General features: G+C 65.7%; 25 protein-coding genes, 2 tRNA genes and 1 pseudogene. 8 read left to right on the top strand and 20 right to left on the bottom strand.

Annotated elements, in window-relative coordinates; genetic code table 11:
• Positions 1-2: 2 nt before the first annotated feature.
• The 5 genes from AC1RMY_RS08930 to AC1RMY_RS08910 all read right to left on the bottom strand — a co-directional run bounded on the left by AC1RMY_RS08930 (position 3) and on the right by AC1RMY_RS08910 (position 6,070).
• The gene (locus AC1RMY_RS08930) at positions 3-1,382 is read right to left on the bottom strand and encodes an amino acid ABC transporter permease (protein ID WP_492863645.1); all 1,380 of its coding nucleotides are present in this window, start codon (positions 1,380-1,382) and stop codon (positions 3-5) included.
• A 10-nt stretch (positions 1,383-1,392) separates the two neighbouring features.
• Positions 1,393-2,586 carry an amino acid ABC transporter permease gene (locus AC1RMY_RS08925; RefSeq protein WP_492863644.1) on the bottom strand — a complete coding sequence of 398 codons (1,194 nt, stop codon included), beginning with the start codon at positions 2,584-2,586 and terminating at the stop codon, positions 1,393-1,395.
• 101 nt (positions 2,587-2,687) lie between these two features.
• Positions 2,688-3,710, bottom strand: a complete 1,023-nt coding sequence (locus AC1RMY_RS08920) for an amino acid ABC transporter substrate-binding protein (protein ID WP_492863643.1) — start codon at positions 3,708-3,710, stop codon at positions 2,688-2,690.
• Positions 3,711-3,858: 148 nt separating this feature from the next.
• Entirely contained in the window at positions 3,859-4,881 is a 1,023-nt protein-coding gene (locus tag AC1RMY_RS08915) for an amino acid ABC transporter substrate-binding protein (protein ID WP_492863642.1), read from the bottom strand.
• Positions 4,882-5,044: 163 nt separating this feature from the next.
• Entirely contained in the window at positions 5,045-6,070 is a 1,026-nt protein-coding gene (locus tag AC1RMY_RS08910; protein WP_492863641.1) for an amino acid ABC transporter substrate-binding protein, read from the bottom strand.
• Positions 6,071-6,330: 260 nt separating this feature from the next.
• Here AC1RMY_RS08910 and metC (AC1RMY_RS08905) point away from each other — a divergent pair, with 260 nt between their 5' ends.
• Together metC (AC1RMY_RS08905) and AC1RMY_RS08900 are read left to right on the top strand one after the other, a co-directional pair.
• Positions 6,331-7,521, top strand: coding sequence for a cystathionine beta-lyase (gene metC, locus AC1RMY_RS08905; protein WP_492863640.1), 1,191 nt, complete (start codon positions 6,331-6,333; stop codon positions 7,519-7,521).
• Between the two features lie 14 nt (positions 7,522-7,535).
• Positions 7,536-8,240 (top strand): transporter substrate-binding domain-containing protein, encoded by a 705-nt coding sequence (locus tag AC1RMY_RS08900; RefSeq protein WP_492863639.1) that lies wholly within the window; start codon positions 7,536-7,538, stop codon positions 8,238-8,240.
• Here AC1RMY_RS08900 and AC1RMY_RS08895 read toward each other — a convergent pair.
• The 3 genes from AC1RMY_RS08895 to AC1RMY_RS08885 form a co-directional block, all read right to left on the bottom strand.
• Positions 8,237-8,566, bottom strand: a complete 330-nt coding sequence (locus AC1RMY_RS08895) for a lipid-A-disaccharide synthase N-terminal domain-containing protein (RefSeq protein ID WP_492863638.1) — start codon at positions 8,564-8,566, stop codon at positions 8,237-8,239. The genes AC1RMY_RS08900 and AC1RMY_RS08895 overlap by 4 nt on opposite strands.
• Positions 8,563-9,330 carry a glycosyltransferase family 2 protein gene (locus AC1RMY_RS08890; RefSeq protein WP_492863637.1) on the bottom strand — a complete coding sequence of 256 codons (768 nt, stop codon included), beginning with the start codon at positions 9,328-9,330 and terminating at the stop codon, positions 8,563-8,565. The genes AC1RMY_RS08895 and AC1RMY_RS08890 overlap by 4 nt, the downstream gene beginning before the upstream one ends.
• A 91-nt stretch (positions 9,331-9,421) precedes the next feature.
• Complete coding sequence (locus AC1RMY_RS08885) at positions 9,422-11,110, bottom strand: ArnT family glycosyltransferase (RefSeq protein ID WP_492863636.1); 1,689 nt, start codon at positions 11,108-11,110, stop codon at positions 9,422-9,424.
• A 243-nt stretch (positions 11,111-11,353) separates the two neighbouring features.
• Here AC1RMY_RS08885 and AC1RMY_RS08880 point away from each other — a divergent pair, with 243 nt between their 5' ends.
• Positions 11,354-11,641 (top strand): hypothetical protein, encoded by a 288-nt coding sequence (locus AC1RMY_RS08880; RefSeq protein ID WP_492863635.1) that lies wholly within the window; start codon positions 11,354-11,356, stop codon positions 11,639-11,641.
• 137 nt (positions 11,642-11,778) lie between these two features.
• Here AC1RMY_RS08880 and AC1RMY_RS08875 read toward each other — a convergent pair whose 3' ends face one another.
• From AC1RMY_RS08875 to AC1RMY_RS08845, 7 genes are all read right to left on the bottom strand, one after another.
• Entirely contained in the window at positions 11,779-12,795 is a 1,017-nt protein-coding gene (locus AC1RMY_RS08875; protein WP_492863634.1) for an amino acid ABC transporter substrate-binding protein, read from the bottom strand.
• A 103-nt stretch (positions 12,796-12,898) separates the two neighbouring features.
• Complete coding sequence (gene metC / locus AC1RMY_RS08870) at positions 12,899-14,083, bottom strand: cystathionine beta-lyase (RefSeq protein WP_492863633.1); 1,185 nt, start codon at positions 14,081-14,083, stop codon at positions 12,899-12,901.
• A 108-nt stretch (positions 14,084-14,191) separates the two neighbouring features.
• Complete coding sequence (locus AC1RMY_RS08865; protein WP_492863632.1) at positions 14,192-15,070, bottom strand: LysR substrate-binding domain-containing protein; 879 nt, start codon at positions 15,068-15,070, stop codon at positions 14,192-14,194.
• A gap of 81 nt (positions 15,071-15,151) precedes the next feature.
• Positions 15,152-15,228: transfer RNA gene (locus AC1RMY_RS08860), tRNA-Arg, on the bottom strand.
• Positions 15,229-15,262: 34 nt separating this feature from the next.
• On the bottom strand, positions 15,263-15,568 hold the full coding sequence (locus AC1RMY_RS08855; RefSeq protein ID WP_492863631.1) for an ETC complex I subunit: 306 nt from the start codon (positions 15,566-15,568) through the stop codon (positions 15,263-15,265).
• 102 nt (positions 15,569-15,670) lie between these two features.
• Positions 15,671-15,747, bottom strand: a tRNA-Pro gene (locus AC1RMY_RS08850).
• 157 nt (positions 15,748-15,904) lie between these two features.
• Entirely contained in the window at positions 15,905-16,738 is an 834-nt protein-coding gene (locus AC1RMY_RS08845; RefSeq protein WP_492863630.1) for a siderophore-interacting protein, read from the bottom strand.
• A 183-nt stretch (positions 16,739-16,921) separates the two neighbouring features.
• On the opposite strand from AC1RMY_RS08845, the gene AC1RMY_RS08840 reads away from it, so the two are divergent.
• Together AC1RMY_RS08840 and AC1RMY_RS08835 are read left to right on the top strand one after the other, a co-directional pair.
• Complete coding sequence (locus tag AC1RMY_RS08840; protein ID WP_492863629.1) at positions 16,922-17,413, top strand: RNA polymerase sigma factor; 492 nt, start codon at positions 16,922-16,924, stop codon at positions 17,411-17,413.
• 29 nt (positions 17,414-17,442) lie between these two features.
• Positions 17,443-17,601, top strand: a pseudogene (locus tag AC1RMY_RS08835) (FecR/PupR family sigma factor regulator); the annotation flags it as partial.
• A gap of 128 nt (positions 17,602-17,729) precedes the next feature.
• Here AC1RMY_RS08835 and AC1RMY_RS08830 read toward each other — a convergent pair.
• On the bottom strand, positions 17,730-18,263 hold the full coding sequence (locus tag AC1RMY_RS08830) for a DUF192 domain-containing protein (RefSeq protein ID WP_492863628.1): 534 nt from the start codon (positions 18,261-18,263) through the stop codon (positions 17,730-17,732).
• A gap of 180 nt (positions 18,264-18,443) precedes the next feature.
• On the opposite strand from AC1RMY_RS08830, the gene AC1RMY_RS08825 reads away from it, so the two are divergent.
• From AC1RMY_RS08825 to AC1RMY_RS08815, 3 genes are all read left to right on the top strand, one after another.
• Positions 18,444-20,255, top strand: coding sequence for an aq_1923 C-terminal domain (locus AC1RMY_RS08825; RefSeq protein ID WP_492863627.1), 1,812 nt, complete (start codon positions 18,444-18,446; stop codon positions 20,253-20,255).
• A gap of 143 nt (positions 20,256-20,398) precedes the next feature.
• Positions 20,399-20,968 carry a CatB-related O-acetyltransferase gene (locus AC1RMY_RS08820; RefSeq protein WP_492864431.1) on the top strand — a complete coding sequence of 190 codons (570 nt, stop codon included), beginning with the start codon at positions 20,399-20,401 and terminating at the stop codon, positions 20,966-20,968.
• Positions 20,969-21,056: 88 nt separating this feature from the next.
• Positions 21,057-21,875, top strand: coding sequence for a methyltransferase domain-containing protein (locus tag AC1RMY_RS08815; RefSeq protein ID WP_492863626.1), 819 nt, complete (start codon positions 21,057-21,059; stop codon positions 21,873-21,875).
• Positions 21,876-21,882: 7 nt separating this feature from the next.
• Here the strand turns inward: AC1RMY_RS08815 and AC1RMY_RS08810 are convergent, their stop codons facing one another.
• Genes AC1RMY_RS08810 through aspS form a run of 4 tightly spaced genes read right to left on the bottom strand, consistent with a single transcriptional unit; the run spans position 21,883 to position 25,281 of the window.
• A complete protein-coding gene (locus AC1RMY_RS08810; protein ID WP_492863625.1) occupies positions 21,883-22,758 on the bottom strand; it encodes a glycosyltransferase family 2 protein in 876 nt (291 codons plus the stop codon).
• A 43-nt stretch (positions 22,759-22,801) separates the two neighbouring features.
• A complete protein-coding gene (locus tag AC1RMY_RS08805) occupies positions 22,802-23,101 on the bottom strand; it encodes a hypothetical protein (RefSeq protein ID WP_492863624.1) in 300 nt (99 codons plus the stop codon).
• A gap of 21 nt (positions 23,102-23,122) precedes the next feature.
• Complete coding sequence (locus tag AC1RMY_RS08800; RefSeq protein WP_492863623.1) at positions 23,123-23,494, bottom strand: hypothetical protein; 372 nt, start codon at positions 23,492-23,494, stop codon at positions 23,123-23,125.
• A gap of 8 nt (positions 23,495-23,502) precedes the next feature.
• A complete protein-coding gene (gene aspS / locus AC1RMY_RS08795; protein ID WP_492864429.1) occupies positions 23,503-25,281 on the bottom strand; it encodes an aspartate--tRNA ligase in 1,779 nt (592 codons plus the stop codon).
• Between the last annotated feature and the right edge of the window lie 20 nt (positions 25,282-25,301).

Here is a 25,301-nt window from a genome sequence, read left to right as displayed (position 1 = left end):
TTTCAGCGTCTCTGGCCGGCGGCGAGGCGTCTCTCGACCGCGATCGAGTAGCGCGACATGCCCCAGCAGCACAGGAAATAGAAGATCGCGGCGAAGGCATAGCCCGTCGCGCGGGTGGTCGGAGTGGCCCAGGTCGGATCGACCAGCGTCGCTTCGATGGTCCTCAGGAAGTCGAAGATGCCGACGATGGTGACCAGCGTCGTATCCTTGAACAGCCCGATGAAGGTGTTGACGATGCCCGGGATCACGATGCGCAGCGCCTGCGGCAGGATGATCAGCCGCATCATCTGCCAGTAGCCGAGGCCGAGCGACATCGCGCCCTCATACTGGCCCTTGGGGATCGCCTGCAGGCCGCCGCGGATCACCTCCGCCATATAGGCGGCGGCGAACAGCGCGACGCCGATCAGCGGCCGCAGCAGACGGTCCGGCGAGTACTCCTGCGGCACGAACAGCGGCAGCATCGTGTTGGCCATGAACAGCACGGTGATCAATGGCACGCCGCGCACGAATTCGATGAAGATCACCGAGAGCAACTGGATCGCCGGCAGCCTCGAGCGGCGCCCCAACGCCAGCATCACGCCCAGCGGCAGCGAGAAGACGATGCCGACCGCCGCGATCAGGAAGGTCACCATCATGCCGCCCCAAAGGCCGGTATCGACCCGTGGCAGCCCGACCGAATTGGCCAGCACCGCGATCAGGCCGAAGATGACCATGGCCATCAGGATCAGGCGCTTGGGCCGGTAGAAGCGCTGCCAGGGCGGCGCCGCCTCTTCGACTGCGAGCAGCGCCGGGCCGGTCCAGAACCGGGCGAGCGACGGCACGAAGGACAGGACGAGATAGAGCACCGCCAGCGCAAAGGTCAGCAGGATCAGGAAGCGCAGGAAGCTCTCGGCACTGTTGCCGCCGAGCAGCAGCACATAGGCGCTGATCGGCAGCATCACGAAGAAGAAGAACGCGCCCACCTTCTTCAGAGGCGCCCGGTCCCACAGCATCCAGACCACGCCGATCGCGAACATCGCGAAGACGATATTGACCCGCCAGCGCTGCTGCACCGGATAGGAGCCGTAGATGAAATACTGGAAGCGATCCCCGACATAGGCCCAGCAGGCGCCGACCGGCCGGCCGACCTTTTCTGCGAGGCACGCATCGCGGTTGGCGCCGCTCCAGACGGCGTCGATGAAATAGAACCGCACGAGGTCAGGTACGCTGGTCGCCACGATATAGAGGCAGACCAGCGTCATCAGCGAATTCACCGGCCCCGAGAACAGGTTGTTCCGGATCCAGGCGACGGGGCCGGCCACGGAGAGCGGCGCGGCTTCCTGCTCCAACGTTTCCTTGCGGACGAAGGCGAACGGGGCATTTTCGGTGGTTGCATCGGTCATCGTGGCGCCCTCACCGTTCCACCAGCGCCATGCGCTTGTTGTAGATGTTCATGAACAGGGACGTCACGAGCGAAATGGTCAGATAGACCGCCATGGTGATGGCGACGACCTCGACCGCCTGCCCCGTCTGGTTCAGCACCGTGCCGGTGAAGACCTGGACGAGATCGGGATAGCCGATGGCGACCGCCAGCGAGGAGTTCTTAGTCAGGTTGAGATAGTTCGAAGTCAGTGGCGGGATGATCACGCGCATCGCCTGCGGGATCACGACGAGCTTCAGCGTCGGGCCGGCACGCAGGCCCAGCGCATGCGCCGCCTCGGTCTGCCCCTTGGAGACGGCGAGGATGCCGGCGCGCACCACCTCGGCGATGAAGCCGGCGGTATAGGTCGTCAGGCCGATCAGCAGCGCAACGAATTCCGGGAAGATCTGCAGACCGCCGGTGAGGTTGAACCGGCCCTGCTGTGGAAACTCGAAAGAGAGCGGTTGTCCGGCAGCGAAATAGACCAGCAGGGGCACGCCGAGGATCAGACCGGACGAGATCAGCCCGTTCGGATACTGCGTACCGGTGCGCTCCTGCTGCTTTTTCGACCAGCGGTAGAAGACGATCGCGGCGACGAGCGCGACGAAGAAGGCGATCACCACGGCCTGAAAGGCCGGCGCGAATTGCGGGTTCGGCAGGATCAGGCCGCGATTGTTCAGGAAGATCGAACCGGGTAGCGCAATCGAATTGCGCGCATCCGGCAACGGCTTCAGCACCGCATTGTACCAGAAGAACAGTTGCAGCAGCAGCGGCAGGTTGCGGATGACCTCGACATAGATCATCGCCAGCTTAGCCAGCACCCAGTTGCTGGACAGCCGTGCCACACCGACGAAGAAGCCGAGGAAAGTGGCGAGCACGATGCCGATCGACGCCACCAGAAGCGTATTCAGCAGGCCGACCCAGAAGGCCTGGCCATAGGTCGAGCCCGCGGCGCTGAACGGGATCAGCTTCTGATTGACGTCGAAGCCGGCCGCGTTGTGCCAGAAGCCGAAGCCCGAGGCGATCTTCTGCGCCCGCAGGTTCTCGATGGCGTTGGAAGCAGCCGACCAGATCAGGAAGCCGACGATCGCCACCAGGGCGATCTGGTAGACATAGCCTCGTATCTTGGGATCGTAGAAGAGTGAGGCTTTGCCTGGTTGTACCGTCTCTGTCGGAATGGTCGACACCTGTTACGCCCTTTTTTGGTTTTGATTGCGGCCTATGGACCGGCGGCGGCCTGCGCCGTCGCCGGTCGTTCTCTCAACATTCGGACCGTCGCACCGCCCCCTCAGCGGATCGGCGGCGCATATTGCAGCCCGCCCTTGGTCCAGAGCGCATTCTGGCCCCGTGCGATCTTCAATAGCGAGCCCGAGCCGACATTCGTTTCGAAGATCTCGCCGTAATTTCCGACATGCTTGACGATCCGGTAGGCCCAGTCATTGGTCAGGCCGATCGCCTCGCCGAACTTGCCTTCCGTGCCAAGGAGTCGCTTGATCTCCGGGTTCTCGGATTTCAGCATGTCATCGACATTCGCCTTGGTCACGCCGAGCTCTTCGGCGTTTAGCATGGCGTTGTGTGTCCATTTGACCACGTCGAGCCAGTTGTCGTCGCCATGCCGCACGACCGGGCCGAGCGGCTCCTTCGAGATGATCTCGGGCAGCACGATGTGGTCGGCCGGCACCGCGAGCTTCAGCCGCTCGGCGTAGAGACCCGAGGAATCCGTGGTGAAGGCATCGCAACGGCCCGATTCATAGGCCTTGATGGTTTCGTCGCCACTCGAGAACGCCACGACCTCGTAGTTCATCTTGTTGGCGCGGAAGAAGTCAGCGAGGTTGAGCTCGGTGGTGGTGCCCTGCGCGACGCAGACGGAGGCGCCCGCGAGCTTGAGCGCGGAGTCGACGCCGAGCTTCTTGCGGACCATGAAGCCCTGGCCATCGAAGTAGTTGATGCCCGCGAAATTGAGGCCGAGCGAGGTGTCGCGCGACATCGTCCATGTGGTCGTGCGCGAAAGCAGGTCGACCTCGCCCGCTTGGAGCGCCGTGAAGCGATCCTTCGAGGAAAGCGGTATGAACTTGACCTTGAGCGGATCGTTGAAGATCGCGGCTGCCAATGCGCGGCAGAGATCGACATCGATGCCGGAATACTTGCCCTGAGCATCGGGCATCGCGAACCCGGCCAGGCCCGGGCTGGTGCCGCAATTGACCGCGCCTCTTGCCTTGATCTGCGGGAGCAGCCCGGTCTGCGCCTCGGCAACGCTGGCGCCGAGCAGGACCGACGCGACCGCCAGAGCAGATTTGACGAATTTTTTCATTGCGTTCCCCTGTTTTGGATGCGGGCTTGCACCCGCACCCAGAACGCTTAGCAAGTCCCGGACCATGCACTTGCCGTGCGGAATGAAGGGCGCATATCCGAAGCGATGGGCGTCGGCCGGGTCGCCGGCGCCCATCTTTTTCCGAACCTCAGCGGATCGGCGGGGCGTATTGCAGCCCGCCCTTGGTCCAGAGCGCGTTCTGGCCGCGGGCGATCTTCAGAAGCGAGCCCGAGCCGACATTCTTCTCGAAGGACTCGCCGTAATTGCCGACATGCTTGACGATCCGGTAGGCCCAGTCGTTGGTCAGGCCGATGGCCTCCCCGAACTTGCCCTCGGCGCCCACGAGGCGCTTGATCTCCGGGTTATCGGACTTCAGCATTTCGTCGACATTGGCCTTGGTCACGCCGAGCTCTTCGGCGTTCAGCATGGCGTTGTGCGTCCATTTGACGATGTCGAGCCAGTTGTCGTCGCCATGACGCACGACCGGGCCGAGCGGCTCCTTGGAGATGATCTCGGGCAGGACGATGTGGTCGGCCGGGACCGAGAGCTTCAGGCGCTCGGCATAGAGGCCCGAGGCGTCGGTGGTGAAGGCGTCGCAGCGGCCCGATTCATAGGCCTTGATCGTCTCGTCCGCGGAGGCGAAAGCGACGACCTCGTACTTCAGCTTGTTGGCGCGGAAGAAATCGGCAAGGTTCAGTTCGGTCGTCGTGCCCTGCTGGGTGCAGACCGAGGCGCCGGCGAGCTTGAGCGCGGAATCGACGCCGAGCTTCTTGCGGACCAGGAAGCCCTGGCCGTCATAGTAGTTCACGCCCGCGAAGTTCAGGCCGAGCGAGGTGTCGCGCGACATCGTCCAGGTCGTGTTGCGGGAGAGAAGGTCAACCTCGCCCGACTGGAGGGCCGTGAAGCGGTCCTTCGAAGAAAGCGGGATGTATTTGACCTTGTTCGGATCGTTGAAGATCGCAGCCGAAATGGCCTTGCAGAGATCGACGTCGAGCCCGCTCCAGACGCCTTGGGCATCGGGGATGCCAAAGCCGGCGAGGCCGGGACCAACGCCGCAGGTCAGGACGCCCTTGGTCTTGATCTGAGCGAGCAGCCCGGTCTGAGCCTGCGCCCCGCCGACACAGATACTCGTTGCGGCAGCGACGATCGCTGCGGCGAAAATTTTATTCATGCTTATTCCCCTGTTGGCGGAACGGGTTCCTGCCCGTTCTCGATGAGCTAGCAAGTCCTGGACCAAGCCCGACGGCCTGACTCTCCTCCTTTGGGCCCATACGGCCCCCCTGATTGTCGGGCAACGACGGGCGCCGCGTTGCTGCGGCGCCCGTCGAAAAACCTTAGCGAACCGGCGGAGCGTACTGCAGGCCGCCCTTGGTCCAGAGCGCGTTCTGGCCGCGGGCGATCTTCAGGAGCGAGCCCTGACCGACGTTGCGCTCGAAGGATTCGCCGTAATTGCCGACATGCTTGACGATCCGGACGACCCAGTCGGGGGTCAGGCCGATGGTCTCGCCGAACTTGCCCTCGGTGCCGAGCAGACGTTTGATCTCGGGGTTGGGCGACTTCAGCATCTCGTCGACATTGGCCTTGGTCACACCGAGCTCCTCGGCGTTCAGCATGGCGAAGTGGACCCACTTCACCAGGTTGAACCACTGCGGGTCGTTGTTGCGAACGGACGGGCCGAGGGGCTCCTTCGAGATGATCTCGGGCAGGACCATATGGTCGTCCGGCGCCGTCAGCTTCAGGCGCTCGGCATAGAGGCCCGAGGCGTCAGTGGTGAAGGCGTCGCAGCGGCCGGCGTCATAGGCCTTGACCGTCTCGTCGGACGAGGCGAAGGCGACGACCTCGTATTTCAGGTTGTTGGCGCGGAAGAAGTCGGCGAGGTTCAGCTCGGTCGTGGTGCCTTGCTGGGTGCAGACCGAAGCGCCCGAGAGCTGCAGCGCCGAGGTGACGCCGAGCTTCTTGCGCACCATGAAGCCCTGGCCGTCATAGTAGTTCACGCCGGTGAAAAGGATGCCGAGCGAGGCGTCGCGCGTCATCGTCCAGGTCGAGTTACGGACCAGCAGATCGACCTCGCCGGACTGCAGGGCCGTAAAGCGGTCCTTCGCCGAGAGCGGAATGAACTTCACCTTGGTCGGATCGTTGAAGATCGCGGCCGCGACGGCACGGCAGTACTCAACGTCGAGGCCGCCCCAGTTGCCCTGCGCGTCCGGAACGCCGAAGCCGGCGAGGCCGGTGTTCGAGCCGCAGTTGAGGATGTTGCGCTGCTTGACCTGAGCGAGCGTTGCGGGCGCCTGTGCCGACACCGCCGTCGCCGTGAACGCGAGCCCGAGCCCTGCGACCGCGGCTGCCAGAAATTTTTTCATCGAACTCTCTCCCATTGAGGTCTCCTGCCCGGCCGGGGCCGGCAGGCCGTCATCAGTCCCGTCGCCGGCGGATCTCAGTCCGCTCGATTGCACAGAAAATAAGCGACGTCCCCTCGTCGATTGCCAGAGCCCCGCATGACCGTCAAGCAAGGGCGCCCACCGGCGCCGCCCCTTGTCCGCTGCATACATCACATGCGAGTTTGTGGGGGTGGTCAAGCCTGACCCCATTCCCCCCAGACGCTCCCGAGCCTGCCGGTTCCATGAAAAAGCTGCCTTCGTCCGACTTCGCGCGTCTTCGCGAAAGAACCCGTCTCGTCATGGCCGGCCGCGATCCCACCGACAGCTACGGCTTCGTCAACCCGCCGATCGTGCGCGGCTCGACTGTGGTCTATCCCAACACTGAGGACTTTTTGGCCCGTAAGGCGCGCTACACCTATGGCACGCAGGGCAACCCGACGATCGACGCGCTGGTCGCTGCCTGCAACACCATCGAGCGTGGCGCCGGCACCGTCATCACGCCGTCGGGCCTGCTGGCCTGCACCCTGCCCTTCCTGGCCTTCCTCTCCGCCGGCGATCACGTCCTGGTGACCGACAGCGTCTACCGGCCGACGCGGATCTTCTGCGAATCGATGTTGAAGCGCATGGGCATCGAGACGACCTATTACGATCCCACGCTGGGCGCGGGCATCGCGGAGCTGTTCAAGCCGAACACGAAGGCGATCTGGACCGAGGCGCCGGGCTCCCAGACCTTCGAGATGCAGGACATCCCGGCGATCGTCAGAGCCGCTCATGCGCGCCACATCCTGGTGATGATGGACAACACCTGGGCGACGCCGCTGTTCTTCGACAGCCACAAGGCCGGCGTCGATGTCTCGGTCCAGGCCGGCACCAAATACTATGCCGGCCATTCCGACGTGCTGATCGGCACCGTCTCGGCGCGCACGCCGGAGCTCTACAAGCAGTTGCGTTCGAGCTGGGAGCAGCTCGGCGTCATCATCGCCCCGGAGGACGCCTTCCTGACGCTGCGCGGCATGCGCACCATGGCGATCCGCTTGAAGGAACAGATGCCAACCGGCATCGCCATGGCGCAGTGGCTCAGCCAGCGTCCCGAAGTCGCCCGCGTCATGCACCCGGCCTTGCCCGAGGATCCCGGCCACGCGCTCTGGAAGCGCGACTTCACCGGCGCCTCCTCACTCTTCAGCTTCGAGCTGGCGCCCGTTTCGATGAAGGCAGTCGCGGCGATGCTGGACGGCCTTACCCTGTTCGGCATGGGCGCGTCATGGGGCGGCTATGAGAGCCTCGTCCTGCCCTTCGACTGCAAGGTCTACCGCACCGCGACGACGCCGAACTTCAAGGGCCCGACAATCCGCATCCATATCGGGCTCGAGGATCTCGACGACCTCAAGGCCGATCTCGACGCCGGTTTCGCCAGACTTCGGGCTTTGGCGTGATAGCACTTGCCGACATGCCACTCGATCCGGTCGTTTTCGCTTATCTGGAGGAGCCGCCCTTCTGCTTTCAGGGTGATGACGGTAGACCGCTCGGCAGTGATGTGGAACTCGTCACTGCCGTAATCGAGGCAATGGGGATCGATCGCTTCGAGACGAGGCTGACGGAGTTCGCCGAACTTCTGCCCGGCCTTGTCGATGGACGCTGGACGGTCACCACGCCACTTTTCATCTCGGCGGAAAGGCAGAGGCTCGTCGATTTCAGCCATCCGGTCTGGGCGCTGACAGACGGTCTGCTGACGCGCCGGGCCGACGGCAGACGGCTGACGAGCTACGAGGCGGTGGCGGCCGATCGACGAGCGTGTCTGGTCGTAGTCGCTGACCAGGTTCAGGAGAAAAGTGGGCTCGAGGCGGGCATTCCCGATCAGCGCGTCATCCGCGTCGGCACTCAGGAAGAAGCCGTGCTGATGATCAAGTCCGGTCGCGCCGACGCGTATGCCAGCGTCGCTATGGCACATCGTGGTTTTCTCGCTCGCCACCCCGATCCAGACCTCGCTGTCGTCGCGGTCAAAGGCGCGCCACCTGCTCAAGGCGCTTTCGCCTTCGCCAAATCCTCCCGCGATTTCCGGGTCCGGTTCAATGCGGCGCTGTTGCGGCTGCTCGGAACCGAATGGCACCGAAGTCTGATGACCCGGCACGGCTTCGAGCCGGGGGATTTTTAGTCCGTCGGCCGGTTTCTACGGTTGCGGAAGATCAGCATCAGGTTGCGCGTATAGATGACCATCGCCAGCGCCTGGCCCATGATGATGATCGGCTCGCGCCGGACGATGCCGTAGATCAGCGTCATCAGGCCGCCCGCCATCGAGAAATACCAGAAGGACAGCGGCATCACCGACTGGCCCTCGCGCTCGCTGGCGAGCCATTGCACGAGGAAGCGCGCCGTGAAGAGCAGCTGCGCGACGATGCCGAATGCGAGCCAAAAGTCGAACTTCAGCACGAAGACGTCATAGATGTAGTCGGAGATCGCATGGCCGATCGAAATGATCATGATTGCGCCTCCGTGACGATCTGCGGGATACGCTTGCGACGACGGATCAGCCACCACACCCCGACGAGATCGAGGATGCCGACCCAGAGCCGGTCGAAGAACCCGTAGTTCGAGACACCGCTCAGGCGCGGCCGATCCCGCACGTCGACATGCACGACAGCGTAGCCCTCGCGCACCATCAGCGCCGGCATGAAGCGGTGCAGCGCGTCGAAATAGGGCAGCGCCAGATAGGCTTCGCGCCGGAAGCATTTCAGCCCGCAGCCGGTATCGCGCGTGCCGTCCTTGAGAAGTCGGCCGCGCACGCCGTTGGCGATCCGCGACTGCAGCTTCTTGAAGCCGGTATCCTTGCGCCCGACGCGCTGCCCCTGAACCAGACCGGCCTGCATTCCGGCCTTCTGCAGCGCCTCGACCATGGCAGGCAGGAAGGCGGGATCGTTCTGGCCGTCGCCATCGAGCGTCGCGACGATCGGGGCGCGGGCATGGCGTACCCCGCTCCTGACGGCCGCGCTCTGGCCACAGGATTGCGCATGGGTGACGATCCGCAGCCAGGGCCGGCTCGACGTAAGGGCTGCCAGCGCCGCCGGCGTGCCGTCGCTCGAGCCGTCATTGACGAAGACGACTTCAAAGGCGCCGAGCGCCGAGCAGGCCGTCTCGATGTCTGCCAGAAGCGGCCCGACATTGCCCACCTCGTTGCGGACGGGCACGACCACGCTGAGGAGCGGGGCAAAGGACGCAGGTTCGGTCAGCGAAGAAGGTTCGGTCAACAAAGCATCATCCGGCAAAACGGCCCGCAACCTGCGTCAGCGCGGCAGGCAGGGCAAGGAACTTTCGGGCACCGCGCCCCCTGCGTCGGTCTCACGGCCGCGCATAGACGGCCATTTCGAGCCGGCGTCCACCGTTCAGGTTGAAGCCGCGGATCGTGGTAACCAGCCGCGGCGTCAGCCCGGACTGGGCGATGGCGCTCTGGAACCCGGCATTGTGACGCGCCTCGACGAAGGCGATGCGGCAGCCGGGCTGGTTCAGGAAGGCGGCTGCGGCAGCGCCGTCGATGCCCATGGCGAGGTTGGTTCCGGTCAGGAAGACGAGGCTCGGCTCGCGATAGCCGACCGTCATCACGGCCGGGTCGGCGCAGCCGACCGAGCGCGCCGCTTCCGCCAGCCGCGGCGACAGCTTGAGCGAGCGCAGGCTCTCGATCGCGAAGCCGTAGACGCCGATGCCGAGCAGCAGGCTCGCCAGCACGCAGCGCCACAGCGCGCCCTCGAAGTCGCTGCGGCGGAAGGCGGCGACAACGCCGCCTGCGACGAGCAGCGTCAGCAGAAGGAAGGGCAGCGCGAGGTAGGGCAGCGTGCCGTCCAGCGACCAGTTGCCGCCGATGATGACGCCGACGAGCGCGAGCGGCACCAGCACGACGAGCAGCGCGGTCGCGACTGCCCCTCTGCGGAAGCGGTCGATCCCGCCATTGACGATGGCGAGCAGGAGCAGCGCCGTGATCGCCGGATAGAGCGGCAGCACATAATGCGGCAGCTTCGTCGGCACCGCCTCGAACACGATCCAGGACGGCACGATCCAGGCCAGCAGGAACAGCACCTGCGGTTCACGCCGGCGGACCCAGGCGAAGGGGATCGACATCGCGGCGAATGCGGCGGCAGGCCAGTAGGTGCCGAAGAAGATCAGCAGGTAGAGCCCCGGCGGCCCCCAATGCTTTTCCTGCCCCTCCGCGACCTTGCCAAGCATGTCCTGGCCGACGCTGGCGGTGAAGAAGCTGCCGCCGGTCTTCCAGGCGATCGCTGCGAACCACGGCAGCACGACGATGAGGCAGAGCAGCAGGCCCCGGCCGAAACGCAGCGGCGCGAGCCAACGGAAGCTGCGCTCCCGGATGCTGAGGACGAGGATGGCCAGGCCCCAGACCATTGGCACGATCGGCCCCTTGAGAAGTAGCCCCAGCGCGGTGGCACCCCAGAAGACGAGCCAGTTGCGCGAACTCGGCACAAAAGCGAGCGAGCGCGTCCAATCCAGCCAGGCCCGTGCCAGCGCCCCCATGCTCGCGACCGCGCAAGCCGCCAGCAGCGCGTCGGTCTTGGCGATGCGGGCCTCGACGCCGAGCAGCACCGCGCCCGCCATCAGCGCCGCGCCCAAAAGTGCGAGGCGCCGGTCCACGAATGCCAGCAAGGCCCAGTAACTCAGCAGCACGGTCGCGATGGCGCCGATCAGCGAGGGGATGCGGTATAGCCAGATCTGCGTGCGCGCTGCGGGCACACCAAGCGCCTCGCCTGCGGAGACCGTTGCGCTCTGGAGCCAGTAGATCCCGACCGGCTTCTTGTGCCGGGCTTCGTCCTGGAAGCGGATGTCCACAAAATCGCGCGTCTCCAGCATCTGCTTGCTCGCCTGCGCGAAGCGAGGCTCGTCGCGATCGAGCGGCTGCAGCGTATGGAAGCCGGGCAGGAAGGCCGCGAGCGACAGCAGCACGAGCAGCGCGCAGGCGCGGGCATGGCTGGCCGAGGCCATGGCCGCGAGACGGTCGAGCGCGGGACTGAGCGACAGCATATGCATCCTCGCGACCCGGCAGGTCGCCTGTCATGTAGACCGGGAATGGCGGGACCGGCCATCCCCGAAAAGCCAGCGCCGCGATGACGGGCTTTTCGGGCACGATCAAGGCGAAGCCGCGCAAACGCAGCGGCGGGGGTTTACGCCGCATGCTGCGCCGCGGCAAGCGGGGCGTGGCATTCCCGGCACCGCATGACACTCCGCGCAGCCCTTGCTAGCCTGCCGTTTCGGTAAGGGGTGGAGATGGGCCGGGTTCTCCTGAGAGCTTTGCGGGCGGGTCTGTGGGGCCTGCTGATTGGCCCACTTTTCGGCGTTCTCACCGTCATCGCGTTCATGATCTTCGACCCGAAATGCGGTCCGGGCGACGCCGGAGGCTGCGCCATGGGTCTGGTGACGGTGCCGATCGGGCTGGCCCTGCCGAGTTTCGGGATGTTCTTCGCGATCAGCCTGCTCCGCAGCCTGTGGCGGCTGCGGCCCTCGGACCCCGTCTCCGCGATCAGGCGTCTGCGCAACTGGGGCGGGGAGGACTGAGCCGCCCGCCCCGCCGCACACCTTCTTCAGGAACTCGGTTTTCCGCCCGAGACCCGTGGCCTTGCCGACACTGCACTCGATCTCGGGCGCCCTGCGTGGCGGGCAAGCGACAGGGCTTGCCCGCCAGTCTCGTCCTCTCACCTGAAAGGTGGGCTGTATTGCAGGCCGCCATTCGTCCACAGCGCGTTCGGCCCTCGCGAGAGATTCAAGCGCGACTGCGACCCGAGATAGCGCTCGAAGGACTCGCCATAATTGCCGACGGTGGCAATGATCCGCACGACCCAGTCGTTGCTGACACCCATCGCCTCGCCGAACTTGCCGTCGAGCCCGAGGAAGCGCTTGAGCTCCGGATTGGCCGATTTCGTCATCTCGCGGACATTGGCCTGCGTCACGCCGAGTTCCTCGGCATTGACCAGCGCGGCGACCGTCCAGCGAACCAGGTTGAACCAGCCCTCGTCGCCGGTGCGAACCCAGGGGCCGAGCGGCTCCTTGGAGATGACCTCGGGCAGGATGACGTGGCCGTCCGGGTCCTGCAGCTTGAGCTTCACCGCCGACAGCGCCGAGATGTCGGTGGTGTAGGCGTCGCAGCGACCTGATTCATAGGCCTTGAGCGCTTCCTCCGAGGTCCCGAAGGCGGCCGGCTCGTACTTCATGCCGAGCTTGCGGAAATAGTCGGCGAGGTTGAGTTCGCTCGTCGTGCCCTGGGCGACGCAGACCGACGCGCCGTCGAGCTTCGTCGCGCTGGCGACGCCGAGCTTCTTCGCCACCATGAAGCCCTGTCCGTCATAATAATTGACGGCGGTGAAGGTGACGCCCTGGCCGAGATTGCGCGACAGCGTCCAGGTGGTGGTGCGCGGCAGTACGTCGATTTCGCCGCCCTGCAGCGCGATCAGCCGATCCTTCGAGGTCAGGGGAACGAATTTGGCCTTCTCCTGATCGTTGAAGATCGCGACTGCCAGCGCGCGGCAGATGTCGATGTCGAAGCCGTTCCAGCGCCCGGCCGCATCCTGGATCGAGAAGCCCGCGACACCGGGGCTGGTGCCGCAGATGACATGGCCGCGCTCCTTGATCTTGGCGAGCGTGCCGCTCGTCTGGGCAGTGACCGGCGCGGTCGCGGCGACGAGCGCCGCCAAGCCGAAAATCCATCGCTTCATGGTGTTCCCCTTTTCTATTTTCGGTCGGCGTGAAGCACAGCTCTCCTCGCGCAACGGACTTCAGGCCCGCCGCGTTGGTTTCGTCCCGGCTCTTGTTGTCGTCTCAGGCGACCTTGGCGGCCGGCTTCTGTTCCAGCGCGACCAGCAACGCATCGAGATCGCTCCAGAGGTCGTCCACGTCCTCGAGGCCGATGCTGATGCGCAGCACCGTGCCCTCCGGCGTCCACGGATTGACCGTGCGGTCGCCCTTCACCGCCATCGGTGCGATCAGGCTTCGCGTTCCGCCCCAGGAGGCGCCGATCGCAAAGACCCTGAGCGCGGTCAGCGCGGCTTCGAGCGTCGCCTCGGCAACCGGCTTCAGCACGATGCTGAACACGCCGGACGAGCGGCCCATGTCGCGCTTCCACATCTCATGCCCGGGGCAGGACGGCAGGGCCGGGTGCAGCACCTGCTCCACCGCCGGCGAATGCGTCAGACGCCTGGCGAAGTCCTCGGAGACGCGGCCCATATGAGCGACGCGCAACCCCATCGTCTCGATGCCGCGTAGCGCCAGCTGGCATTCGTCCGGCGAGACGCCCACGCCGAAGGCCCGCAGCGTCTCCTTCATTTTCTGGCGCAGTCCAATGTCGGACACGGTGACGGAGCCAAGCAGCAGGTCAGAATGCCCCCCGACATATTTAGTCAGCGCCTCACAGGCGAAATCGGCGCCATGCGCCAGCGGCTTGAAGATGAGCGGCGTCGCCCAGGTGTTGTCGCAACCGACGAGCGCGCCTTTGGCCTTGGCCGCCTTCACTATGGCGGCGACGTCCTGGACTTCCATCGTTCCCGAGCCCGGCGACTCGACCCAGACCAGCTTCGTCGCGTCGTCGATCAGATCGGCAATTCCGGCCCCGATCAGCGGATCATAGACGCCATGGGCGATGCCGCGCGGCTCGAGGTAATCCTCGCAGAAGCTGCGCACCGGTGGATAGACATGGTCGGGGATCAGCACCTTGTCGCCGGGCATCAGTACCGACAGCATCACGATGGTCACAGCGGCCTGGCCCGAGGGCACCAACACCGTGCGGACACCGCCATGCAGCGCCGTCAGCTGCGCCTCGAGCGTGCGCGTCGTCGGCGTGCCGTGGAGCCCATAGGTGTAGCCGTCGAAGCCGCGATATTTGCGGGCCGCGAAGCTCGCCGCGTCCTTGTAGACGATGGTAGATGCGCGATGTGTCGGCACAGCAAGTGACGCATAACCCCCCTCGTCGACGGCCGGGTGGTGAACGCAGCGGGTCAGATCGTGCATGGCATGTCCCTTTCGGAAGACAAGGCGTAAAGCCTTGCTCCGATGAGACAATAAGCTCTCAGGTATCGCTCGATGCCGTGTCGTTATGCTTGGGCGGAAGCGCTGCGCTCAGCGCGCCGCCATCAGGCAGTCGATGAAGTCGCGCACGAGCTGCGATTTCGGCCGGTCGAGCGGCAGGATCAGCAGGCTCTTGCTCTGGACCGCCGGCTCGAAGGGCCTCAGCACGAGGCGCGTCGGATCCACGCCGGCGACCGCATAGGGACTGACCAGCCCGACGCCGACGCCTTCAGCCACCAGCGCGCAGACGGTCGCGGCATAGATCGTCTCGACCACGACGCGCGGCGGCGCGGCGCCCGATTCCGACAGGATCAGGTCCAGCCGCTGGCGTGCCCGGTCCTCCGGCACATAGGCGATGAAATCGACACTCGCGAGATCATGCGGCGTGATCGTCTCGCGCTCGCTGAGCGGATGACCGACAGGCATGGCGCAGAGCGCACGCGGCGAGACGAACGGCTGATGCAGCACGCCACTGACATCGATCTCGTCGGCGGCCAGCCCGAGGTCGAAGGCGCCCGAGACGACCCCGTCGCGCACGTCGCGCGAGGGCAGCACCATCAGAGTGACGGCGATGTCCGGCCGCATCTCGCGAAAGCGACGCACCGCCCTTGGCACCAGCGAGGAGCCCAGCGCCGAAAGCGACCCGACCCTGACCTCCCCGGCACCGTGATCGCGAATGCGCGCGGCGCTTGCCCGCAGCCGGTCCATGCCGCGAAAGCTCGCCTCGACCTCGGCGTGGAAAAGCCTGCCCTCGGGCGTCGGCACGATGCGGTTGCGGACTCGGTCGAACAGCCGGAAGCCAAGCGTGCGCTCGAGTTCGGCTATGGCCCGGCTGACGCCCGGTTGCGTCACCCCAAGCAGTTCCGCCGCGCGCGAGACGCTGCCGGCCTTCATCACCGCGGCGAACAACTCGATCTGACGGCCGTTCATCGCGCCTCCCGGTGGTCCGCGCCAGTAGCAGGCGAAGACACGCCTTGGACAAGGCCGCAGCACCAGCCAAGGCAGGGAAAATGGCGAGCCCGGCTGGATTCGAACCAGCGACCAGCAGCTTAGAAGGCTGCTGCTCTATCCATCTGAGCTACGGGCCCTGAAGCGAAAACCGACGTCTTCGCATTCAGTCACTCAATGCGTCCACTGTCCCAGACGCGAGAACTTGAAATTGTCGGAATAGGCAACAGTCCGGCGCGTCGGTTCGTTGGGCTGCTCGACGCGATAGGGGATGCCGTTGCGCGTGGCATAGGCGACAGCCTCGGCCTCGCTGTCGAACCAGAGCTTGAGCTGGCTCTTCATGTCACCCGACGAGGTCCAGCCCATCAGCGGCTCGATCTGGCGCGGCTGCTCCGGCTCGTATTCGAGCAGCCAGCGCTCGGTCTTGGCGGTGCCGGACTGCATGGCCGTACGGGCGGGGCGGTAGATGCGTGCGGTCATGGCTTTCGCTCGGCCCTCGCCTGATGTCCTGGATCACTCGATCCGCCGGACGGTCTCGATCCAGGCCGCCCGCACCCCTGCGAACAGCCCCAACATGCGGAATGGTCGGGGCACCAGGATTCGAACCTGGGACCCTCTGCTCCCAAAGCAGATGCGCTACCGGGCTGCGCTATACCCCGACGGATCACAAGTGCATCAAATCACTCGCGAAACCATCGCGAAAAGGCTTCCGGACCTTGCCGCGATGCGCAACCGCATAGCACCACCCAGCCGTTTTGGGAACCGCAATTCCTGGTGCATTCCAGCCTTTGCGGACAGGTCCAGCCTAGATCGTGCTCAGGCGGTCACCAGGCCGGCCCAATCGGCCGATATGTCCGCGGGAAGATCAGCGTCCTCCGCCGGACCCTCCGCCGCCTCGTCGGCGATCCAATAGGCCACGAGCTTGCGATGTCCTTCGCCGAATGCCGGGTGCTCGCTTGCGAAGCGACGGAGTGCCCGTACCGCCTTCTGCTCGCAGGCGCCCCAGAGGTAACCGCAGCCCTCCAGCAACGGCACCTCGGCGATCAGGTCGGACAGCCGGCTCGGCGCGACGCCGTTGCCGGTTCCCTCCAGCCAGGTGACACGGGCCCTTGGATGCTCCGGCAAGGGCTGGCAATGGGTCGGATCGGCGATCTCGATGAAGACCCGGCTGGCGACATGAGCGGGCGTCTGCTCGATGATCCGGGCCACGGCCGGCAGGCCCGTCGCATCAGCGAGTAGGATCTGCCAGCGCAGATCCTCGGGCGGGCGATACAGGCCACGCGGATTATTGATCAGGATGCGGTCGCCGGGAGTTGCGTTCTGCGCCCAGTCGCTGGCCAGCCCGCCCTCATGGACCACGAAATCGACGGCGAGTTCGCAACGCTCGGCGTCGAACTGGCGCACCGTATAGGTCGCGTAGCGCACAGGCGGTCCGGCTTCCGGGAAGGTCCAGCGCCCGTCGGCATCGATGCTCGGCAGCACCAGTTCGCCCGTCTCGGGGTCCGGGAAGAACAGGCGGATGTATTCGTCGGCGATTCCGGTCGACCGAAACGCGGAGAGCCCCTCGCCGGAGAAGGTCAGCCGGACCATGCCGGGCGTCAGCAATTGGCGGCCGGTCACCGTCGCTTCGTGGAACATCGGTTTCGTCATCTCGGGCAGCCCCGCTTCCGCACTGATCCTGATCTCGACGGGGCGGAGCTTGTCTGCGTTTTCGGGTGAGCAAGCAAGCAGTTTGTCTTTGATTTGTTTGGAGTATTTCTAAATCATCCATGTTGAAGGCCAGGTTTCCCGCTGCTAAGCACAATCGTCGTCGCGTTGCGGGAGCCGCGTTTCATGTCCACGAGTCTCGATGACATCGAAAGCCTCTACGCTTCCGAGCATCGCCGGCTCGAGCGTATCGCCGCGCGCAGGGTTGGGCCGACGCAGGCCGCCGATGTCGTCCAGGACGTCTTCACGGTGCTGTGGTCGCGCGCCCGCGAGCAGATCGCCTGGACGCCAGCCTATCTGGCGCGGGCGACGCAGTTCACCGCGATCAGCCATTTTCGCGAGGAGCACCGGCGCAGACGCTTCCTGGCAGGCATCACCGAAGAGCAATACGCTCCTCCTGTGATCCAGCCGGAACAGATCGTCGTCGCGCGCGAGGAACTCGCACGGCTCGACGCCACGCTGGCGGCCTTGCCCGAACGCACACGCCAGGTCTTTCTGCTCAACCGTTGCCATCACTGCTCCTACGACGAGATTGCAGCGGCGCTGGGCCTGTCCTATTCCACCGTCGAGCGCGACATCGCCAAGGCGCTGCTCGCCTGCAGGAGTGGCGCGCGCTGAGCGCGTCGGACAACGACGGATCGCGAGCGATGTCCGACGCCGACACGGAGTTGCCGGACGAGGCGCTGGTCGAGCGGCAGTCGATCGCCTGGTTCACCCGCATGAACGGCCGCCCTTCGGAGGCCGACAGGCAGGACTTTGCCCGCTGGCTTGCAGCATCGACGGCACATGCGCGCAGCTACCAGGGCATCCAGGCGCTCTGGTCAGATCTCGGTACGGCCGCCGGAACGCTCGAGAGCCGCGACGCCGGAGAACTGGCTGGCGCGATCGAACGTGCCCGGCCGCACCGCGGCCACGGGCTGACCTGCGTAGCGGCTCAGCGCTTGAACAGCGTATGCTCGACCCGGTCGCCTGGCTTGATGCCGAGCGTCCTGCTGACGCCGCCATTGATCTCCAGCACCGACAGCACCGGCTCGCCGGAGGGGATCGTGCGCTGCGACAGGGGTTCGGTATTCTCGGCGATGCGCGCGATCGTGCCGTCGGCCCGGATGAACAGCATATCGAGCGGAATGAAGGTATTCTCCATCCACATCGCCACCGGCTCGACGCGCTGGAAATCGAACAGCATGCCGCGATCGGCCGGGAGGTAGCGGCGGTGCATCAGGCCTCGAGCACGCTGCTCACCCGTCCGCATCACCTCGACCTGGAATGGGTGGCGCTTGTCGCCGCTGACGATCGACAGCGTTTCCAGTGCCGAGGCGGCCTGCCCTGCCGGTGCGGCCTGCGCCAGGTGCAGAGGCTGCGCGGCCGTCGCAACGAAGGTCGCCAAGCCGCCCGCGAGCGCAATGCCGACCGCGATGACGCAGGCAGCGAGAGAACGGGTCTTGGCCTGCATCGGTTTCAGCTCCATGGCGGCACATCCTGCAAGTTCATCATCCTGCGAACCTATGACGTCGCGGATGGCGAATCTGCGACAGATACCGGACAAGCGGCCCTGCCGGTCAAGCTTTTCGTCAGCATCTCCAGCGTTGTCGTCTTTCCTTCGCGCCCGGCTTGCGGCAGGGTCGCCGCCACAGAACAGGAGATCTTCATGACCGCTCCGCGCCTTCGCCGGCAGCACCGTTTCGCCGGCGCCGCACTCGCCCTTGGCCTCGTGGTCCTGGCGAGGCCGGCAGCCGCCGCCGATTTCCAGCTAGACAATATCCGGTTCGATTTCGGGGCGATGGTGATCACGGCGCCCAAGCTCCTGGTCAAGGGCTCGACGCTGGAGCGCGAGGCCTTCGCCTCGCTGCTCGACAGCAAGACCGGCGAGAGTGCGGTCGCACGCGTCAATCGCCTCGATGCGGCCGAAATCACGGCGCCCGAACTCGTCTTCGAGCACAGCCAGGGCAAGCAGAAGCAGGTCACGACCTATCGCGACGTCCGCTTCTCGGAGATCCGCGACGGCAAGATCGCGCGCGGCGAATCGAGCGGCGGCACGCTGAGCGGCGAGAGCCCCGCTGCCGGCAAGATGACCGGCACGCTGAATCGACTGGGGTTCGAGAGCTTCGACATCAGGCAGACGGCGCGAGTCGTGACCGAGCGCGCCCAGCCCGGCGCAACCGAACCGGCGCGGCCGCTGTTCCGGCGCTTCGAGCAGGACGGCTATACGCTCGACATGGGTCCGGCCGGCAAGGTGAGTATCGGCAAGATGGTCGGCCGTGACTTCGCTGCCAGCGTCGGCGAGGAGCCACTGGGCGAGGTCCTCAACCGCGTCATGGCGCTGTCGGAAGAGGTCAACGCGCCCGGCGACAAGCCCGACCCCGCCAAGCGCGAGGCCGAGAAGCGCATGGGCCGTTCCTTGCTCGCCCTCTATGATCGCGTCGAATATGGCAGCGGCGAAATCCGCGACATGACGATGAACGTCGTCGATCCGAAACCCGCCGGCAAGCCGGAGCCGGTCGAGGTCAAGATCGCCCGCATCGCTTATGGGCAGGACACCCCGGCGAAGTCCGGTTTCGCGATCGAGGGGCTCCAGTTTGCAGGCGGCGGCGCCAAGGGGTTGATCGATTCGATCAGCTATTCCGGCTTCTCCTTCGGCCCGGTGATCAGGGAATTGCAGGCCGCGCTCGCCAAGCCCGAGACGGATGCGGACACGATCGACTGGCGCCGCTACGTGCCCACGATCGGCACGATCCGGCTGGCCGGGCTCTCGGTCGATGCTCCGCCCATGCTGCCGAGTGGCCAGCCGATCAAGATCGGCCTCGGCACCTTCGAGCTGAAGGCGGGCGAACAGCTCAACGGCATCCCGACCAGCCTCGTCCTGACCGTCGACAAGCTGGTCGCCCCGATCACCGAAGGGACCGGCAACCCGGCCGCCCGGGACATGATCGCGATGGGCATCCGCTCGCTCGACCTTTCGGCCAAGCTCGACCTCGCCTGGGAGGCGGCGCGCAACGAACTCGCCATCCGCCAGATCTCGTTCGGCGGCGCCGGCCTCGCCCGGCTTGAGGCCTCGGCCACGCTCGGCAACGTCACCAAGGACCTGTTCTCGAGCGACACCGCGCTCGCCCAGGTCGCGGCGCTCGGCGCGACCGCGCGCGGGCTCAACGCCAAACTGGAGAATTTCGGTCTGGTCGAGAAGCTGGTCGCCAACGAGGCCCGCAAGGCCGGCCGCAAACCCGAGGAGATGCGCCAGCAATTCGCGATGATCGCGAGCCTCGGCCTCGCCTCGATCCTCGGCCCCTCGGACGCCGCCAAGGCGCTGACGGCCGCGGTGTCGCGCTTTGCCGCCAGCCCCGGCACGCTGACGGTCGAGGCCTCCGCCAAATCGGCCAGCGGGCTCGGCCTCGCCGACGTCATCGCCATTACCGACCCGACCGAGATCCTCGACAAGATCGATCTCAAGGCCAATGCGCAGTGAGTTCACAGGCTGATCCGGTCGAACGCCTGCTCCCGGAGGACATCGCATGGCGGCCCGGCCCATTGGTTCGCTGGTGGGCAAGTCTGCCGGACTGGCTGTCGCATGCATGGAGCCGGCACTTCAATCCCGACAACCAGACCCGCATGCACCTCGCCAAGCTGATTGCGCGCCGGCCGGGGCAGATCGCGGTCGGGGCCTACACCTATGGCCGGCCCAAAGTCCGTTTCGCTGAATCAGGTGCCAGACTGACGATAGGCCGTTACGGTTCGATCGCCGATGGCGTCGAGATCCTGCTCGGCGGCAATCACCGGCTGGATTGGATCACGACCTATCCCTTTCCGGCCCTGCCCGGGATCTGGCCGGAAGCTAACGGCCAGCACGGAAGCCACGCGACGAACGGTGACGTCTCGATCGGCCACGACGTCTGGCTTGGCTCGCAATGCATGGTGCTGTCCGGCGTCACGATCGGCCATGGCGCGGTCGTCGCGGCGCGGGCCGTCGTGACCCGCAACGTACCGCCCTATGCCATCGTTGCGGGCAATCCAGCCCGCATCGTGCGCCGACGCCTGGCCGAGGGGCAGGTCGCGGCGTTGCTCGCGAGCCGATGGTGGGACCTGCCGGAGGCCGAGATCCGCCGCCTGATTCCGGTGCTGCTGTCAGACCGCATCAGCGACCTGTCGAGCCAGAGCGAGTGTTCGCCGCAGATGCCGTAAAGTGACATCGGAAACACGACAGAAACAATTTGTCATTGTCGGGAGCCCGCCCTACCAATCGCGATCATTTCGTGATCGGGATGCCTCCATGCACGCTTCCGCCCAGGACAAGGCCCGTGTTTTCCGGCAGGCCTATCTTGCCGATGTCGAAACAACACCGCTGACGTTTCTTGATGTGGGTTCCGCAATCGTCGATGGACAGAGCCTGTCGAACCGCGACGTGCTGCAGAATCCCGCCTGGACCCTGCGTGGCATGGATATCGAGCCCGGTGTCAATGTCGATGTCGCGGTGGCGGATGCCTATCACTGGCGCGAGATCGAGACGGGCTCCGTCGATGTCGTCACCTGCTCCGAGGTGTTCGAGCACGCCGAGTACTTCTGGATCACGATCCTGGAGATCGCCCGCGTGCTCAAGGGCAACGGGCTCGCCTTCATCACCTCGCCGGGCGGCGGCCCCCGTCATCGCTTTCCGGTCGATTGCTGGCGCTTCTATGACGATGCTTTTCCGACACTCGCGCGCTATGCCGGGCTCACCTTGCTCGAGGCGCAGGTGCAATGGGTGCCGGCCTATCGCAAGGGCATTCAATGGCGCGACTCCAGCGCAGTGATGCAGAAGCCGGCACGCGATCTCGAAGGCGCTCGGCTCGATGCGGCCCGAGGCGCCATCGGACGCAGCCTGCGCGGCGCGGAACCCGCCTTGGCGGAACTCGATTTGTCTGAGCTGCCGCAGACGCCCTGCCCGATCAGCCCTATCCCGGTGCAGAGCGGCAAGAACGCCTTTGCCGCGCGCGAGGCGGAGTTGCTTGCCAGTGAAAGCGTGGTACTGCGCAAGACGCGGCTGGTGCTGCGGCAATTGCGCGAGATCCGCCGGATCATCGCGACGCCGATGCGCGACCTGCACTTGTAGACCTGGCCTACGACAGCCCTTGACGGGCGAGCGCCGTGCGGCCGCGCCACCAGGACAGCGCACCAGCGGCCGAGCCGGCATGGGCATACATCTTCTCGCGATTGAGCAGTAGGGCGTAACCGGCTGCCTTCGCAATGTTTTCCAGCATCTTGAGCAGACTCGGCTGAGGCAGGCCGTATTTGCCGGCGACATAGCTCTCAGACCAGGCGAGATGCCAGCGCGCGGTGAAACGCCGTCCTGGAGACGGCGCGGTGGAGCGACCGCGGCCATGCCCTGCTTCCGCATCATGGACATGGATGAGCGCATGCCCGGCATCGCGCATCCTCCGGCACAGATCGTCATCCTCGTAGAACAGGAAGATCGCGGGGTCGAAGCCGCCGAGCGCAAGGAAGACCTCACGCCGGATCAGCAGGCAGGCACCGGAGAGGAACGGCAGGCAGGCATCGCCATCGGGGAATGCCATCGCACCCGAGCGGTTGAGATGAGCGGGCGACAGCAGCGAGCGCGGCTGCAAGAAGATGCGGCCGGAAGGCTCGACGATGCGGGGAGCCAGCATCCCGGCGTCAGCGTAGCGCTCGGCGGCGGCCAGCAGTGCCGCGATCGCACCCGGCCTGATTTCGACGTCCGGATTGACGATCAGTACATAAGGCGTGGCGCTGGCGGCGACACCCTGATTATTGGCGCGCCCATAGCCCTCGTTGCGCGCATTCGCGATGACGGTGGCGCCATGCGCGCGGGCAATCTCCGCACTGGCATCGCCGCTGGCATTGTCGACGACAACGGCGGGAACGCCTTCGCCCGCCAATGCCGACAGGCAGGCCGGCAGCACCTCGGCACTGTCATAGGCGACGACGATGGCGGTGATCTGGCTGGCGGAGGGCATCGGCGCCTTGTGGCCGCGATGGTTCACCCGATGCAAGCGAAATTCAGTGACGTGCGAGCGCCGCGACGTCGCGCTGAACGCCGGCGCGTTCATAGGCGTCGCAGGAGCGCGGCGCCTTGTAGGATTTCACCGCATAGGCCGCATTGGCGGCCAGGAAGCGCTGGCGCTCCTCAGGCGGGAGCCCTGCCATCACCCGGCTGCGATCGACGCGAACGCCGCAATCATAGGCGCGCGAGACCTGGGACGCAGCGAACTCAGGTGTGCCGGGCATGGGCCCCGACGTTGTGCAGGCAGCCATGCCGACCAGCAACGGCACGGGCAGGCAGCGCTTCAGGACAGCCATGCGAAATCGGCCGCGCGATGATCAGAGCGCGCCAAAGTCACCGGCGCGCACCCGCGTCATCTTGTCTTTGACGGCCGCGCGCTCCTCAAGGGTGCAGGCCTGCGGCCTGATCCCCTGGTTGATCGTCTCGGCCTCCGAAACCGTGACATAGGTCGAGCGCGCGCTCGCGATCTGCTCCGGCGTCGCCCCGCGCGCCTTCTCGGCGGCGATGAAGCGCTCCAGCGTATTGGCGCGCGGTGTTCCCGTTCGGCAGGCGATCGAGCGCGAGACCAGGTTGGCGAGCTCGGAGGCGCGCGCGGCGCTCGGATTGGCCGGGCCGGAGACACAGGCACCGAGCGGCAACGCGACAAGGCAGGCGAGCGCGAACGGCCGCGCAGCGGACAAGGACGACATCGTGTGGATCAGCCGTTCTTCTCGGGCGCGTTGATGCGCAGATGGGCCTCGCGGAGCTGCTTAGGCGAGGCTTCCGCCGGTGCACCCATCAGGAGATCGACCGCCTGCTGGTTCATCGGGAACAGCGCGACCTCGCGCAGGTTCGTCGCGCCCGCGAGCAGCATGATGATGCGGTCGACGCCGGCGGCCATGCCGCCATGCGGCGGAGCGCCATACTGGAAGGCGCGATACATGCCGCCAAAGCGCTCGATCACCGTCTCCTCACCATAGCCGGCGATCTCGAAGGCCTTCACCATCGCTTCCGGCTTGTGGTTGCGGATGCCGCCAGAGGCGAGCTCGAAGCCGTTACAGGCGATGTCGTACTGGAACGCCTTGAGCGAGAGCGGGTCTTCCTCGGTCAACGCCTTCAGCCCGCCCTGCGGCATCGAGAAGGGGTTGTGCGAGAAATCGACCCTCTTCTCGTCCTCATTGTACTCGAACATCGGGAAATCGACGATCCAGGCGAAAGCGAAGGCGTTCTCGTCGATCAGCCCGAGTTCCTGGCCGACCTTGTTGCGGGCGAGCCCGGCGAATTTGTAGAACTTTTCGGGATCGCCGGCGACGAAGAAGCAGGCATCGCCACCCTTGAGATGCATCTGCTTGACGATGGCCGCGACGCGCTCGGGACCGATATTGTTGGCGATCGGCCCCTGCCCCTCACCGTCTTCCTTGATCATGATGTAGCCGAGGCCGACCTGGCCCTCGCCCTGCGCCCAGGAGTTCATCCGGTCGCAGAAGGCACGGCTGCCGCCGCCCGGGGCAGGAATCGCCCAGACGCGGTTCTTCTCACCCTCGAGGATGCGCGCGAAGACCTTGAAGCCCGAGCCTCGGAAATGCTCGGAGACGTCCTGCATGACGAGCGGGTTGCGCAAATCGGGCTTGTCGGAGCCGTACTTGGCGATCGCCTCGGCGTAAGGAATGCGCGGCCAGTTCTTGGTCACGGACTTGCCGTTGCCGAACTCCTCGAAGATGCCGCCGATGACCGGCTCCATCGCCGCGAAGACGTCCTCCTGCTCGACGAAGCTCATCTCGACGTCGAGCTGGTAGAACTCGCCCGGCAGGCGGTCGGCACGCGGGTCCTCGTCGCGGAAGCAGGGCGCGATCTGGAAGTAGCGGTCGAAGCCGGCCATCATCAAAAGCTGCTTGTACTGCTGCGGCGCCTGCGGCAGCGCGTAGAACTTGCCGGGATGCAGGCGGCTCGGCACCAGGAAGTCGCGCGCGCCTTCCGGCGAGGACGCCGTCAGGATCGGCGTCTGGAACTCGGAGAAGCCCGATGCCTTCATGCGCTGGCGCATCGAGTCGATGACCTTGGTGCGCAGCATGATGTTGTTGTGCAGCTTCTCGCGGCGCAGATCGAGGAAGCGATACTTCAGCCGGGTGTCTTCGGGATATTCGAGATCCCCGAAGACGGGCAGCGGCAATTCGCCGGCAGCGCCCAGCACCTCGATGGTCGTGGCGAAGACCTCGACCGCGCCGGTCGGCAGGTTGGCGTTCTCGGTGCCGGCGAGGCGCGCCTTGACCTTGCCGTCGATGCGCACGACCCATTCGGAGCGCAGCGTCTCGGCCGCGGCGAAGGCCGGGGAATCCGGATCGATCACGACCTGCGTCATGCCGTAATGGTCGCGCAGGTCGATGAACAGCACGCCGCCATGGTCGCGGATGCGGTGGCACCACCCGGAGAGGCGGACCTGCGCGTCGATGTCGCTCTCGCGGAGGGCGCCGCAGGTGTGGGAACGGTAGCGATGCAAGGTCACGGAACGGCTCTCTT

The organism is Allobosea sp. GW822-FHT03F07 (genome assembly GCF_058801345.1).
The sequence above is the reverse complement of the archived record's forward strand: the minus strand, read 5'-3'. Positions and strand labels throughout refer to the sequence as shown.